The organism is Blautia sp. ZXY-1-B12 (assembly GCF_056339915.1).
This window is the reverse complement of sequence record NZ_JBWJVP010000298.1, coordinates 1-13,477: the sequence shown is the minus strand read 5'-3', so window position 1 is coordinate 13,477 and position 13,477 is coordinate 1. Positions and strand designations below refer to the sequence as shown.

Sequence of the window (13,477 nt, the reverse complement as noted above, 5' to 3'; positions counted from 1 at the left end):
CTATCGAAATGCGTGGAAAGACTACGAGACAGCCCGGAATATCACTTATCAGTTGGAGGGAGGCGAGCAGCATGAATGAGCATGATGTATTGAAAAAAAACCGCAATTTCTATATTGGTATCGGCGGAACCGTTCTGGAAGGACTTCTCTCCGGCAGCCTGTTTATGCTGCTTTACTCTGTTATGCAGTTTTTGTGGTCGGGTCAATTTGACATGAACCGCGTTCTGGCTCTGACCGGTATTATTGCAGTGGTTTTTCTTCTCCGTATCCTGATTTACAGCTACGGTTATACCAAAGCGCAGATTGGCGGTGCGGAGGTCAGTAAGAATATTCGGCTTTTTATGGGTGACCATTTGAAGCGCATTCCACTGTCCCGATTTACACATGGGCAGACCGGCGATTATATCAACACCATCACAAGCGATGTAAACAACTACGAAAAAATCCTGACCCATAAAGTCGGAGATTTGGCAAAGAATTTTGCCCTGTCATTGATGTTGATTGTCTTTGTTATGACGCTTTATGTTCCGGCTGGAATTATCCTGCTGATAGCAGACCTTCTTTTAATCCTCTGCCTGTGGCTTTCTTTCCGCATGGTACGGAAATATGGAAAAGAAAAGAACGATATTTGTGCGGAGAATGTCAGCAGCATTGTCGAATATGTTTCTGGTATTCAGACTTTCCGAGCTTATGGTGTAGGCGGTATGAAGAACAAAACCGTTATCAACGCCATGCGGGAGTTTTGTCGGATCAGCTTTGTATACGAAGCAAAGGTGCTTCCAATTGGTGCGGGCTTTGGCATTTTAAGTTGGCTGTCCTGTCCGCTGGTTATCTGGTTGTCCTATGCACCTTGGATCGCAGGGACACTGAACACAGTAGACTACCTTTTGATTTGTATGTTACCCCTGTTTTGTGCAAAGTTGGCTAACTCGATTTTTGTAGATCTCACCAGTTATAAGAACCTGATGATCTCAAAAAACAAAATTGGGGGTGTAATGAATGAGCCGGAGGAAACTGGCAGCATGGAGCCGCTTCACACAGCTACCCATGAAATCACCTTTGACAATGTAGATTTTTCGTATGTGCCCGGTGAGCCGGTACTAAAACACGCCACTTTTACGGTACCAGATCAAAAGCTCACGGCCATTGTCGGAGACTCTGGCTCCGGCAAATCTACCATTTTGAACCTGATTGCAAAATATTATGAAGCAACGAGCGGGACGATTTCGATTGGCGGTAAACCCATTAACCATATTGCCGCAGAGCGTGTACTGGAACAAGTTTCTATGGTAGACCAGGACGTATTTCTTTTTGATGATACCATCCGGGATAATATCCGCCACGCTCGCCCTAATGCTACGGACACGGAAATCGAGGCTGCCTGCCGGGAGGCTAACTGTGACAGCTTCATCCGTAAGATGGAAAAGGGATACGATACGCCGACTGGCGAGAATGGAAATCTTCTCTCTGGCGGTGAGCGTCAGCGAATTTCAATAGCCCGCGCTATCCTGAAAAATAGCCCCATCCTACTTTTGGATGAAGCAACAGCATCTCTTGATATTGAAAATGAGCTTGCCGTAAAGCAGGCTATCGCCAATCTGCTGAAAGAAAAAAAGACAGTGGTAATGATTGCTCATACCCTTTCCATTGTCAAAAATGCAGATCAAATCCTTGTAATGGGTGATGGCAGAATTGCTGAATCAGGAACCCACGAAGAATTGCTTGCGAAGGGCGGAAAATATGCAGCTATGTGGAACGCAGAGCAAAAAATATCGGCTTGATAGAAGCTAAAGAAGAATAATTACATAGCGCATGAACCTGCCCCGACTACGGGGAAAGAAAAAAACCGCTGGCTGGGGCAGGTGATTTTGCACGCTCAATTTAAGTTATTACCCTAACGGCGGTTTTGAGAAATCAGAGCCGCCGTTTCCTTGCGTTTACACAAACCAATGACGACTTGCAGGGACACGGTAGCCGATTGGAGGTTATTTTGCCGTGTCCCGATTGCTTTTTCAAAGCTCACATGATCTACATCAGTTAAAAAAAGCATTGCTCCTCCTCCGGGTAAGTTTAGCATTGCATCGGCATTATCGTTCTATGTAATTAAGTACAATCGTGGCTGTTCTTGGTGCGCCAGTTTTCCATTACGGAAATCTGGCGTTTTTTGTTGCCATTTTTTCGGAGATGACCCGGTTGTCTGCCGGTGTCGGTCTCCGCCTCCATTCGATTCACCCGTCAATCACCCGTGAATCGAAATGGAGGTACATAATGAAGAAAATTAACCTTCGGGAACTTTATCCTGATGTTTATACAACAGACTTTTTTGTAGATGTGACAGAGGAAGTAATGGAGACTATTCGAGCAGCTGAACGTGCGGAGGCTGCGTATGAGCGAAAGATGTATCGTTATAAAGCACAGTATTCTCTGGATTGCGAGAATGGCATTGAAAATGCGGTGCTGTTGAAGCCGCAAACACCGGAGATGCTTCTGGAGGAAAAACAGTTTCAGGAGCAGGTCTATGCCGCTGTGATGAAACTGCCAGAGAAACAGGCAAAGCGAATTTATGCCCGATACTATCTGGGAATGAAGGTAAATGAAATTGCCGAAGTAGAAGGTATAGACCCAAGCCGTGTCCGTGACAGCATCCGGTGTGGTCTGAAGCAGCTGGCAAAGTATTTTTAGGGTAGAATAACAGAGGGCGCAAGGTCTCAAAGTGCTTCTGCATAAGACCTTGCGCCCTACCTATTGTAGTAGCCTTAGAGGTGTATTTTGTAAAGCTATCTTTGAGTGAAGAAAGCAGGAGTTTTTTTCTATTTAATTAGCTGTAAATATTGAATGCCATAAATGACGAAGAAAAGAGAAATGTGGTCATAGCCTTGATTAAGGAAATTGAAATTTACAGGAATGACGAGTCTGAATATCCGCTAAAGCGGATTGGTCTGAATTTTCCGGTGTTCAAGGATGGCGGGGAAGTTACGGAGCTTTTGTGGGACAAAGGGAATACCGTTGAGACGGTAGTTCTTTTATCCCACAAAAAAGCCGACAGTTACATCCACATTGATGTGGAGTTTGGAGAGGGCGAGGGCAAGATTCCGGTAGATAGTATTGCTAAAAGAGCCGAAGCGTATAAGCCCAAAGAAAAAGTGACCTACAAAATGATTAAGGAGTACATAGAAGCGAAATACGGCTTCAAGGTACATACCGCATATATCGCAGAGGTAAAGCGAAATTTGGGATTGCCGATGTATGATGCTCCTAATGCGGTAGAAGAATTGAAACAGCCGAGGAAACATCCGACACCAGAAAAGGTAGAAGCAATCAAAGATGCACTTCGTTATTTTGCAGTGATATAAAACTTTACTTACAATCGAATATTTCTTACATAGCCGTTTATTCATTTATTTGAGTAAGCGGCTTTTTTCATCCCTATTTTTCGGAATAGGGATATTTTTTGTAGAAGGAGGAGGTTTATTTGAACACGCAAATCATCGCCATCGCCAACCAGAAAGGCGGCGTTGGCAAAACAACAACCTGTGCGAACTTGGGAATAGGTCTGGCACAGGCCGGAAAGAAAGTGCTTCTGATCGACGGGGACCCACAAGGAAGTCTGACAATCAGCTTGGGAAATCCGCAACCGGACAAGCTGCCATTTACACTGTCGGATGCAATGGGCAAAATTCTGATGGATCAGCCTATACGCCCCGGAGAAGGTATTCTGCATCATGCAGAAGGCGTTGACCTGATGCCTGCGGATATTCAGCTTTCCGGTATGGAGGTTTCTCTGGTAAACGCCATGAGCCGTGAAACGGTTTTACGGCAATATCTGGACACACTGAAGGGACAATATTCCCATATCCTGATTGACTGTCAGCCCTCGTTGGGGATGCTTACGGTCAATGCGCTGGCGGCTGCGAACAGGATCATAATTCCCGTTCAGGCAGAGTATCTGCCCGCCAAAGGACTGGAACAGCTTTTATCTACGGTCAGCAAGGTAAAACGGCAGATCAATCCAAAGCTCCAGATTGACGGTATACTGCTGACGATGGTGGATAACCGCACCAACTTTGCCAAAGAGATTGCTGCTTTGCTGCGGGACACCTATGGAAGTAAAATCAAAGTCTTTGGAACGGAGATTCCACACTCTGTCCGTGCAAAGGAAATTAGCGCAGAGGGAAAAAGCATTTTCGTCCATGACCCTGGCGGTAAGGTGGCAGAGGGGTATCGAAATCTGACGAAGGAGGTGTTGAAACTTGAAAAGCAGCGCGAAAAAAGTAGAACTGGCATCGGTAGATGATCTGTTTTCTACGGAGGAGAGCCGTGCCGATGCTCAGAGAGAAAAAGTAGTAGAAATCCCGCTGTCGGAACTGCACCCGTTCAAAGGGCATCCATTCAAAGTCAAGGATGACGAAGCCATGATGGAGACCGCAGACAGTATCAAGCAGTATGGCGTTCTGGTTCCGGCGATTGCTCGACCGGACCCGGAGGGCGGTTATGAGCTGGTAGCCGGACACAGGCGGCACAGAGCCAGTGAGCTGGCAGAAAAGGAGACCATGCCGGTCATTGTTCGGGATTTGGATGATGATGCCGCCACGATCATTATGGTTGACAGCAACCTGCAACGAGAAAGTCTGCTCCCCAGTGAAAGAGCATTTGCCTACAAGATGAAGCTGGATGCCATGAAACATCAGGGAGAGCGAGTTGATTTAACTTCGTCCCAAGTTGGGACGAAGTTGAGAGCCGATGAAATATTGGCTCAGCAGGCTGGTTCAAGCAGAAATCAAGTTCAGCGCTATATCCGTCTGACAGAGCTGATTCCTGAATTGATGGATATGGTGGATGAAAAGAAGATTGCCCTGAACCCTGCCTATGAGCTGTCCTTTCTCAAAAAGGAGGAACAGGTAGACCTGCTGGATGCCATGGACAGCGAACAGGCTACCCCTTCTCTTTCTCAAGCTCAGCGGCTCAAAAAATACAGTCAGGAGGGGCATCTGACCCTCGATATGATGCGTGTCATCATGGGTGAGGAAAAGAAAAGCGATCTGGACCGAGTGACATTTACCTCTGACACCTTGCGAAAGTATTTCCCTAAAAGCTATACGCCCCAGCGGATGCAGGAAACCATCATCAAGCTGCTGGAGGCATGGCAGAAAAAGCGTCAGAGAGATCAGGAACGATGAAAGGAGCCGCCTATGAGGGATATTTCAGCCCGTGAGCTGAAAGGACACAACATTCTCGCCGTAGAGAGGTTTTGGGATAACACCCGCTGGATGATTGAGTTTTCCGTCCTGCGTCCCAGCACAGCTTACGGCAGCCCCGGAGAGGAAATGCGGCTGTTTTTGACCGAGGACGGGTATCAGGCTGCCCTGCAAAGCCAGCAGCGCCGGGAGATTAAGATCAAGCGTTACGCTCGTGTGATTGAGGGACATATCCTCGATTTCAAACCGGGAAAACGCCGCCGCTCATAAACCCATACAACGAAAGGAAAGGAATGACTATGTGTACGGTAAAGGAAATTCAAGAAGCAATCCGGGAAGATTGCAAATCTCAGCATGACATGGATTCAACGGATATTGACCGAGTGATGCAAACACTTCCTTTCGCCCAGGAGGAGCCATTTACAGAGGCGCGTCCTCGAAAGCCGCTGTTTTGGTTCTATGCAAGAAAATTTGAAAAGTGTTGAACACCGCAATTCTTTGGAATGAGGATTGCGGTTTTTTTGTACCCAAAATTCGGAAGGAGTGAGGTCGATGGCCGTTTTTCGTATTGAACGGACCCGTGATTATACCGTGATGAGCAATCATCATTTACGAAATGCAAACCTGTCGTTAAAAGCCAAGGGGCTGCTTTCCATGATGCTGTCTTTGCCAGAAGACTGGAATTACACCACCCGTGGTCTTGCAAAGATCTGTAAGGAGGGCGTGGATGCCATAGGCGCTGCGTTGCGGGAATTGGAGGCTGCCGGTTACATTGTGCGGCACAAGCTGCGTGACCGGCAGGGACGCATCAGCGATACAGAGTATGTCATATACGAGCAGCCACAGCTTAGAAAACCGGATACGGATTCACCAGATACGGAAAACCCGTATATGGATAAACCGGATACGGAAAAGCCCGCAGAATTAAATATAGAGAAATCAAATACAGAAAAATCAATTACTTATGGATCAAGTACCGATTCCATTCCCTTCCGGGAAACAGCGGCGGCAAGACCGCTGGAACGGAAAGGAAGAGATGCGATGTCTGTCACAGAGATAGAAAATTATCGGGAATTGATTTTGGAGAATATCGAGTATGACTGTCTGAAGCAGCGTTATCCTCTCTACCTGGATGACCTGAATGAGATCGTAGAGCTGTTGGTAGAAACGGTCTGTGCCAGACGAAAGACCACCCGGATCTCTGGGGCAGACTTTCCTCACGAGATCGTGCGTTCCCGTTTTTTGAAACTGGACAGCTCCCACATCGAGTTTGTCATGGACTGTCTGCAAAAGAACACCACCCAGGTACGCAACATGAAGCAGTACCTGCTTGCGGTGCTGTTCAATGCGCCTACCACCATGAATAATCACTTCACTTCATTGGTCAACCACGATATGCACGCAGGCGGCTGGTAAAGGCCGCCTTTTATCATGCCAAAGGAGGCACGACATGAACCAGATGGAAATTTTCAAAAACCCGGAGTTTGGCAGTATCCGGGTCATCGAAGAAAACGGCAAATACCTGTTCTGCGGAACGGATGTGGCCGCTGCGCTGGGGTACAGCAATTCCCGCGATGCAATTATCCGCCATTGTAGGTATGTCGTGAAACGCGACGCACCTCACCCACAAAGCCCCGACCGCAAAATCAGTATGACTTTTATCCCCGAAGGAGATTTGTACCGCCTGATTGTTCACAGCAAATTGCCATCGGCAGAACAGTTTGAACAGTGGGTATTCGATGAGGTTCTGCCTACCATTCGCAAGCACGGGGCCTATCTCACAAGAGAGAAGCTTTGGGAGGTAGCTACTTCCCCGGAGGCTCTGATGAAGCTCTGCTCAGACTTGTTGGCTGAGCGTGAAGCAAATATTTCTCTGCGTAAGGAAAATGCACAGCTGGAGGGCAAAGCCGCTTTCTATGACCTGTTCATCGACTTAAAGCACAGCACCAATCTCAGGACAACCGCCAAAGAGTTGGATGTCCCGGAGCGCCGGTTTGTTCGGTTTCTGATAGAACGACGGTTTGTGTACCGCACAGCATCCGGCAATGTGCTGCCCTATGCCAATGTGAAAAATACGGGGCTGTTCTGTGTGAAAGACTACTGCAATCACGGGCATACCGGCTCCTACACGCTGGTTACGCCAAAGGGAAAGCTCTACTTTGCTCAGCTGCGGGAGATGATCTTGCTGGTCTCATAAGAACGGAAAGGAAGTGGGTTTTATGCAGGAAGGCAAAACAATCGGGCAGCTGATGGAGGAAATGCGCCAGAAAGCCGGGGCGCAGAACTATCACGGTCATGACTACATGGATCTCCAGCGATTTGCGGAGAACACCCGGCACATGATTATTTTTGATGTACTGACGCATGACTCCCCGGTTGGCTGGAAAGGAGAACGCACCCGCCTGTTTTTGTCAGATATAGGCTATGAAAAAGCTCTGGACAGTCAGACAAATGGGCAGATCAAGATTCTCAGCCATGCAAAGGTCAGAAATGGAGATTTGTTTTATGACCACAAAGAACAGATACGATAGGAGGAATCCGATATGAATGAGGAAAAGAAAGTACCCTTTAAGTGGGAATATGGGGAAGAAACCATATCGCTGCAACTTGGAATGTATGCGAATAATCAGCGGCTTTATATCGGCATGATTACCCATACAGAAGATGGAGCAGAGGCGTTTGCAGATATGACGGTGAACCTACCAGGATATTCCCTGGACCCCGGAGAGGCGTTTATTTCCGGTGACATCAGCAAGGATTTGCTGCGATTCATCAAAGAGAACAAATTGGGGAAGGTGCTTCCCTATCAGGTTCAGTCCGGTTATGGAAAATATTCTGCCGTTGCCTTTGATCTGGAGAAGTTGAAGGCATTTGACCCCAAAGGTGTGGCAGAGTTTCGGGAAGAGTGGAATCTGCCGGATAAGAAGCCGGTAAAGAAAAAGAACCGCGGGATGGAGCGATGAAGAAATATTTTCTCCGGCGGCTGGTGGTCCCGCCTTAGAAAGAAGTGCACCACCCCTGCACATTTTGTGGAAAGGAGGCGATGAAAATGCAGGAAGAAGTGGAAAACAGGACTTTAACACTGGTTGTCAGTGGAACAAAGTTCACCGGCAGGCTGCTCAAAGCCGCCATCAGCAAGTACATGGCCCACTGCAAGGAAAAGAAGCTGCAAAAGCAGAGAAGCCGTGACGCTCCTGTGACACCCCACGGCAAACAGACCGTCAAGCAGATCATTGGTCAGAATCAGGGGATCTCCAATATTGAGATCACAGACCCATCTATCAAGGAGTTTGAGAAGATCGCCCGGAAATATGGTGTGGATTATGCGGTGAAAAAGGACCGCAGCAGTTCTCCGCCAAAGTACCTGATTTTTTTCAAAGGCCGTGATGCAGATGCTCTGACAGCAGCTTTTACAGAGTACACCAACAAAAAGGTCAAAAAGGCAACGAAAACAGAGCGCCCGTCCGTACTGGCAAAACTTAACCAGTTCAAAGAGATGGTTAAAAATGCTGTGGTGGATCGCACCAAGCGAAAGGAGCTGGAACGATGAAAAAGACATTGGACATCAAAAAGCTCATTTTGCTGAATATGCCGTATATCCTGCTGGGGCTGTTTGCTACCAATTTTGGAGAGGCATGGCGAATGGCACAAGGGGCAGATGCTTCAGAAAAGTTTCTTTCGCTGGTTGCGGTTCTGCCTGGGGCGTTGCAAAGTTTCTGGCCAAGCCTGCATCCATTGGACTTGTTGGTAGGGCTGTGCTGCGGTGTTGGTCTGAGGCTGGCGGTGTATCTTAAAAGCAAGAACGCCAAGAAATATCGACATGGTTTGGAATATGGTTCGGCCCGCTGGGGAACCCGTGAGGATATTGCACCTTACGTTGATCCTGTATTTCAGAACAATGTGATTCTGACGAAAACGGAGAGCCTGACCATGAACAGCCGCCCCAAGGCCCCCAAGACTGCCAGAAACAAAAATGTACTGGTGATTGGCGGCTCCGGTTCCGGTAAGACCCGATTCTGGCTGAAACCCAACCTGATGCAGATGCACAGCTCCTATGTTGTGACGGACCCGAAGGGAACAATTCTGGTGGAGTGCGGAAAAATGCTCCAAAGGGGTGCGCCCAAGCTGGGGAAGGACGGAAAGCCCATGAAGGATAAGCATGGCAAGGTCATTTATGAGCCGTACCGAATCAAGGTCCTAAATACCATCAACTTCAAGAAGTCCATGCACTATAACCCTTTCGCCTATATCCATAGCGAAAAGGACATCTTGAAGCTGGTAACAACGCTGATCGCTAATACCAAAGGCGAAGGCAAGGCCGGAGACGATTTCTGGGTCAAGGCGGAAACATTGCTGTATTGTGCGTTGATTGGATATATCCACTATGAAGCTCCGGTGGAGGAACAAAACTTCTCCACCCTCATTGAGTTCATCAACGCCATGGAGGTCCGGGAGGATGACGAGGAGTTCAAAAACCCCGTGGACCTGATGTTTGATGCACTGGAAGCCGAGAAGCCAAATCACTTTGCGGTGCGCCAGTATAAGAAATATAAGCTGGCCGCCGGAAAAACAGCCAAGTCGATTCTTATTTCTTGCGGTGCGCGTCTTGCCGTATTTGATATTGCGGAGCTGCGCGAGGTTACATCCTACGATGAGTTGGAACTGGATACGCTGGGAGACAGAAAAACGGCTCTGTTTCTGATCATGAGCGATACGGATGACAGTTTTAACTTTCTCATTTCCATGTGCTACACCCAGTTGTTCAACCTGCTTTGTGAAAAGGCAGATGATGTGTACGGAGGCAGGCTTCCGGTTCATGTGCGCTGTTTGATTGATGAGTGTGCTAACATCGGGCAGATTCCGAAACTGGAAAAGCTGGTGGCCACCATCCGAAGCCGTGAAATCTCTGCCTGTCTGGTGTTGCAGGCGCAGAGTCAGCTCAAGGCGATCTATAAGGACAACGCGGATACCATCATCGGTAACATGGATACTTCTATCTTTCTGGGCGGTAAGGAGCCGACCACTCTCAAGGAGCTGGCCGCCGTGCTGGGTAAGGAAACCATCGACACCTACAACACCGGAGAGAGCCGTGGGAGGGAAACATCCCATTCACTCAACTATCAAAAATTGGGGAAAGAGCTGATGAGCCAGGATGAGCTTGCTGTTATGGATGGCGGCAAGTGTATCCTCCAGCTGCGCGGTGTGCGTCCTTTCCTTTCGGATAAGTACGACATCACCAAGCACCCCAATTTCAAGTACACTGCCGATGCGGATGATAAGAACGCTTTTGACATTGAAGCATTCTTGTCTGCAAGGCTGAAACTCAAGCCCGATGAGGTCTGCGATGTATATGAAGTAGACACAAAGGGCACTTAATTTCGTTCCGCTTTAGAAGGGAGTGATCTTATCTATTCGCCGCAACTGCCTCTGTTGAGGCCATTGGCGTACAAAGCGGACAATCGCAAGAAAAAATAATGAAAAAGGAGGACAGCCGGAATCATGCCCCCGGAAACCGGGCGGCAGATTGTTCCGGCTTTTGTATGCCTATGAAACATGACAAACCTATTTTTTAATCAGATTCCGGCTAACAAACTATATGGCATTTTTTGAACAGGCAATTACCGTTCTTCAGACTCTCGTTATCGCTCTGGGCGCTGGTCTTGGTATCTGGGGTGTCATCAACCTGTTGGAAGGTTACGGCAATGACAACCCTGGCGCCAATGCTCATGTGCGGTAAAGAAGCAAAAACAAACAGACAGCAATCACTGCTATTCCGAAGCAAGAGGAACATGGTAGAAATGTTCATAAGCCTATGCTATACTATAATTAGAATTTGAACAGCGGCGAACTGGCGAAATAATCGTCATGTCGCCGCTGTCTGTTATAATAAAAAAGTTGAAAATCTTTGTAAGATTTCTTCGTCTGCAAAGTCTTATTTGTGAAAGGAGGTGGTAGCATAATGGAGTTCGAGCAAATTTACAATACCTATTTCAAAGCGGTATATCGCTATATATGGCAGCTTTCCGGTAATGAACACATAGCCGAGGAAATTACAGGCGAAACATTTTTTAAAGCAATGAAATCCATAAATAATTTTCGTGGCGAATGTGATATGCGTGTATGGCTTTGTCAAATTGCAAAGAATACCTATTTCTCATATCTGAAAAAGAATGGAAAAATAGAAAGCATTGACGAAGCAAAGTTTCAGAATATTGCTAACCCGAATGATTTTATTGATGAGCAGGTTAATACTCAGGAAGAAGCAGCGCAATTACGGAAAATCTTACATAGTATATCTGAACCATATAAGGAAGTTTTCATGTGGCGTGTCTTTGGAGAATTATCATTTAATGAAATAGGTGACTTATACGGAAAAACTGATAACTGGGCTTGTGTTACCTACCATCGGGCAAGAAAAATGATACAAAGCAGATTGGAGGAAATTTAGTAATGAAAAAAGAGTGTAGCATCATTCGTGATATGTTGCCGTTGTATTTTGAAAATATGGTGAGCGAAGATACAGCAGAATTTGTAAAAAAGCACATCGAAAATTGTCCTGATTGTGCTGCTGAACTTAAAGCCATGAAATCGGGCAAAGAAATTAGCGAGACAGAACCCTCAAAAAGAGAAAGTGACGCAAAAGTGATAACAGCAGTAAAAAAGAAGATAGCAAAAAAAATTGTAAAAACTGTTGCTGTTGTGTGTTTGGCATTTGCGGGATTACTTAGTGCAGTATTGCTATATACAGGTATTGGTCATCCTGTTACCCGGGACAACATTTCACTTTCCACAAAAACTGAAAGTGGATATAATTATATTATTTTAGAAACTGAAGCAGGAAAATCACTATTCTTTGATTCAAAAACAGAAGATATTGTTAATGATAAAAATGAAATATGTGGACAGAAAATCACTCTATACAACTTGCAATATCATAACAATTTTTCACAAAAGAATAATCTTATAAGCTGGGGAGTCCTACAAATACCAAAGCTAAATACATGGAATTGGTTGTTGAATTAGGAAATGATACATTACGAATATCTAATGCAGAGTAAAGACAATCACCTGTAAATAGCAAACCAAGCCGAGCCAGTCAACGGCAAGTAAATGGGCTGCACCCACCGTTGACAGCCCCGACTGTCCTTGCTGGTAGGTAATCAAGGGGCGACAGCAAAAAGTGCTGCCGCCCTCTGCCACTATCCAGAAAGGGGGATTTTCCATGACCGAACACGAAAAGTATCAAGAGCATATCCGGCACACGCATGATGCCTTTTGCAAAATCGTCATTCGCCACGCTGCCATAGACGCAGCACGGAGCATACGCAGCCGCCGCAAGCGAGAAATCTCGCTTGAATATCTGATAGAAGAAAAGCACTATCCGTTCAGTACCATAGATAAGTATTTTGCGGAGCGAGCCGCCATGAACAGCTATCCGTTTTCCGCCTGCGGTCAGATGGTGCTTTTGGAAAGTCCAGAGCTTGCCACAGCGCTGTCCGCCCTATCGCAGATGGAACAGGAAATCATTTTCCTGTACTACTTCCAACGATTGACGCATAGAGAGATTGGACAAAAATATGGACGGGCAGGCAACACAACCGGGCGGCGTATTCAGATGATTTTGCGGCGGCTACGGGCAGAGTTGGAGGGTTTTGTCCTATGAACCAGCTACTTTCCTATGAAACAATCATTAAGGCAAGCGAGGGCGACCCGGAAGCTGTTGCCGCCGTCCTATCCCATTATGCCGGATATATCCGATCTTGTGCGAAAATGGACGGTCAGATCAACACGGATATGCAGGAGCATATCGTCGGGCGGCTGATAGAAAGTTTGTTGAAGTTCCGCTTTGACCGCTGACAATTTAATATCGCCGCCCATCACAGCGGCATATAAGCAGTAAATCTTGAAAAAGGTTTGCTGCTTTTTTTGCGCCCATTTTCAAAAATCTTTGGCAAACCACACCGCCGGATTGTTGTAGGGAGCAGACAGGGAAAATAAAAAATTTCCGCTGCGTTTGCCAAAACGCACCCTTTTCACCGTTGTAGTGGTGAACAGCGAGCAGAACACACCGCCGCAATCGCTATATTGGTGGAGCAAGCCGGTACATCCGCAAACCAGAGCCGCAGAGGAAAGCGGCAGTTTCTTAGAGCAAGATTCTACCGCAGTACCAAAATTCGCTTATCGCTCATTTTGCCCCTGCGGGAATCTTGTTGGGGAGTGCCTTCCCCAAACCCTGCCATGCGGCTTACGCCGCTTATCCCGCCGCAGCCATGCGGCAGTCG

General features: G+C 46.9%; 17 protein-coding genes and 1 pseudogene. All 18 read left to right on the top strand.

The genetic code is table 11. From position 1 onward, the window contains the following. The first annotated feature begins 71 nt into the window (after window positions 1-71). The 18 genes and pseudogenes from AC075L_RS20830 to AC075L_RS20745 all read left to right on the top strand — a co-directional run bounded on the left by AC075L_RS20830 (window position 72) and on the right by AC075L_RS20745 (window position 13,052). Window positions 72-1,781, top strand: coding sequence for an ABC transporter ATP-binding protein (locus AC075L_RS20830; RefSeq protein WP_476388124.1), 1,710 nt, complete (start codon window positions 72-74; stop codon window positions 1,779-1,781). Window positions 1,782-2,268: 487 nt separating this feature from the next. Continuing rightward, window positions 2,269-2,682 (top strand): sigma-70 family RNA polymerase sigma factor, encoded by a 414-nt coding sequence (locus AC075L_RS20825; protein ID WP_476388123.1) that lies wholly within the window; start codon window positions 2,269-2,271, stop codon window positions 2,680-2,682. A 323-nt stretch (window positions 2,683-3,005) separates the two neighbouring features. Then, window positions 3,006-3,353: pseudogene (locus AC075L_RS20820) on the top strand (23S rRNA (uracil(1939)-C(5))-methyltransferase RlmD); the annotation flags it as partial. A gap of 119 nt (window positions 3,354-3,472) precedes the next feature. Further along, window positions 3,473-4,294 (top strand): ParA family protein, encoded by an 822-nt coding sequence (locus tag AC075L_RS20815; protein WP_055228680.1) that lies wholly within the window; start codon window positions 3,473-3,475, stop codon window positions 4,292-4,294. Next, window positions 4,251-5,177, top strand: a complete 927-nt coding sequence (locus AC075L_RS20810; protein WP_055290218.1) for a ParB/RepB/Spo0J family partition protein — start codon at window positions 4,251-4,253, stop codon at window positions 5,175-5,177. Before AC075L_RS20815 ends, AC075L_RS20810 begins: the two co-directional genes overlap by 44 nt. Window positions 5,178-5,189: 12 nt before the next feature. Further along, entirely contained in the window at window positions 5,190-5,465 is a 276-nt protein-coding gene (locus AC075L_RS20805; protein WP_002592134.1) for a DUF5720 family protein, read from the top strand. 23 nt (window positions 5,466-5,488) lie between these two features. Then, complete coding sequence (locus AC075L_RS20800; protein WP_005335946.1) at window positions 5,489-5,680, top strand: hypothetical protein; 192 nt, start codon at window positions 5,489-5,491, stop codon at window positions 5,678-5,680. A gap of 67 nt (window positions 5,681-5,747) precedes the next feature. After that, entirely contained in the window at window positions 5,748-6,611 is an 864-nt protein-coding gene (locus AC075L_RS20795; RefSeq protein WP_117529581.1) for a DUF6017 domain-containing protein, read from the top strand. 34 nt (window positions 6,612-6,645) lie between these two features. Next, the gene (locus tag AC075L_RS20790) at window positions 6,646-7,392 is read left to right on the top strand and encodes a BRO family protein (RefSeq protein WP_009004944.1); all 747 of its coding nucleotides are present in this window, start codon (window positions 6,646-6,648) and stop codon (window positions 7,390-7,392) included. 22 nt (window positions 7,393-7,414) lie between these two features. Continuing rightward, the gene (locus AC075L_RS20785; RefSeq protein WP_457801086.1) at window positions 7,415-7,726 is read left to right on the top strand and encodes a DUF5720 family protein; all 312 of its coding nucleotides are present in this window, start codon (window positions 7,415-7,417) and stop codon (window positions 7,724-7,726) included. Window positions 7,727-7,738: 12 nt separating this feature from the next. Beyond that, window positions 7,739-8,158 carry a DUF4313 domain-containing protein gene (locus AC075L_RS20780; RefSeq protein ID WP_002576240.1) on the top strand — a complete coding sequence of 140 codons (420 nt, stop codon included), beginning with the start codon at window positions 7,739-7,741 and terminating at the stop codon, window positions 8,156-8,158. 86 nt (window positions 8,159-8,244) lie between these two features. Continuing rightward, entirely contained in the window at window positions 8,245-8,745 is a 501-nt protein-coding gene (locus tag AC075L_RS20775) for a PcfB family protein (RefSeq protein ID WP_015527532.1), read from the top strand. Further along, a complete protein-coding gene (locus AC075L_RS20770) occupies window positions 8,742-10,571 on the top strand; it encodes a VirD4-like conjugal transfer protein, CD1115 family (protein ID WP_476388122.1) in 1,830 nt (609 codons plus the stop codon). The genes AC075L_RS20775 and AC075L_RS20770 overlap by 4 nt, the downstream gene beginning before the upstream one ends. A 220-nt stretch (window positions 10,572-10,791) precedes the next feature. After that, entirely contained in the window at window positions 10,792-10,932 is a 141-nt protein-coding gene (locus tag AC075L_RS20765; protein ID WP_007037419.1) for a Maff2 family mobile element protein, read from the top strand. A 222-nt stretch (window positions 10,933-11,154) separates the two neighbouring features. Continuing rightward, on the top strand, window positions 11,155-11,643 hold the full coding sequence (locus AC075L_RS20760; RefSeq protein ID WP_318264753.1) for an RNA polymerase sigma factor: 489 nt from the start codon (window positions 11,155-11,157) through the stop codon (window positions 11,641-11,643). A 2-nt stretch (window positions 11,644-11,645) separates the two neighbouring features. After that, on the top strand, window positions 11,646-12,218 hold the full coding sequence (locus tag AC075L_RS20755; protein ID WP_476388121.1) for a zf-HC2 domain-containing protein: 573 nt from the start codon (window positions 11,646-11,648) through the stop codon (window positions 12,216-12,218). Window positions 12,219-12,417: 199 nt separating this feature from the next. Beyond that, a complete protein-coding gene (locus AC075L_RS20750) occupies window positions 12,418-12,858 on the top strand; it encodes an RNA polymerase sigma factor (protein ID WP_476388120.1) in 441 nt (146 codons plus the stop codon). Then, window positions 12,855-13,052, top strand: coding sequence for a helix-turn-helix domain-containing protein (locus AC075L_RS20745; protein WP_117515826.1), 198 nt, complete (start codon window positions 12,855-12,857; stop codon window positions 13,050-13,052). The genes AC075L_RS20750 and AC075L_RS20745 overlap by 4 nt, the downstream gene beginning before the upstream one ends. Window positions 13,053-13,477: the final 425 nt, after the last annotated feature.

Excerpts from the sequence above, each read along its gene's own strand:
- AC075L_RS20785 (WP_457801086.1), top strand. The coding sequence starts at position 7,415 with ATGCAGGAAGGCAAAACAATCGGGCAGCTGATGGAGGAAATGCGCCAG.
- AC075L_RS20750 (WP_476388120.1), top strand. The coding sequence starts at position 12,418 with ATGACCGAACACGAAAAGTATCAAGAGCATATCCGGCACACGCATGAT.
- AC075L_RS20770 (WP_476388122.1), top strand. The coding sequence starts at position 8,742 with ATGAAAAAGACATTGGACATCAAAAAGCTCATTTTGCTGAATATGCCG.
- AC075L_RS20795 (WP_117529581.1), top strand. The coding sequence starts at position 5,748 with ATGGCCGTTTTTCGTATTGAACGGACCCGTGATTATACCGTGATGAGC.
- AC075L_RS20765 (WP_007037419.1), top strand. The coding sequence starts at position 10,792 with ATGGCATTTTTTGAACAGGCAATTACCGTTCTTCAGACTCTCGTTATC.
- AC075L_RS20760 (WP_318264753.1), top strand. The coding sequence starts at position 11,155 with ATGGAGTTCGAGCAAATTTACAATACCTATTTCAAAGCGGTATATCGC.
- AC075L_RS20825 (WP_476388123.1), top strand. The coding sequence starts at position 2,269 with ATGAAGAAAATTAACCTTCGGGAACTTTATCCTGATGTTTATACAACA.
- AC075L_RS20780 (WP_002576240.1), top strand. The coding sequence starts at position 7,739 with ATGAATGAGGAAAAGAAAGTACCCTTTAAGTGGGAATATGGGGAAGAA.
- AC075L_RS20830 (WP_476388124.1), top strand. The coding sequence starts at position 72 with ATGAATGAGCATGATGTATTGAAAAAAAACCGCAATTTCTATATTGGT.
- AC075L_RS20775 (WP_015527532.1), top strand. The coding sequence starts at position 8,245 with ATGCAGGAAGAAGTGGAAAACAGGACTTTAACACTGGTTGTCAGTGGA.
- AC075L_RS20745 (WP_117515826.1), top strand. The coding sequence starts at position 12,855 with ATGAACCAGCTACTTTCCTATGAAACAATCATTAAGGCAAGCGAGGGC.
- AC075L_RS20800 (WP_005335946.1), top strand. The coding sequence starts at position 5,489 with ATGACTATGTGTACGGTAAAGGAAATTCAAGAAGCAATCCGGGAAGAT.
- AC075L_RS20790 (WP_009004944.1), top strand. The coding sequence starts at position 6,646 with ATGAACCAGATGGAAATTTTCAAAAACCCGGAGTTTGGCAGTATCCGG.
- AC075L_RS20805 (WP_002592134.1), top strand. The coding sequence starts at position 5,190 with ATGAGGGATATTTCAGCCCGTGAGCTGAAAGGACACAACATTCTCGCC.
- AC075L_RS20755 (WP_476388121.1), top strand. The coding sequence starts at position 11,646 with ATGAAAAAAGAGTGTAGCATCATTCGTGATATGTTGCCGTTGTATTTT.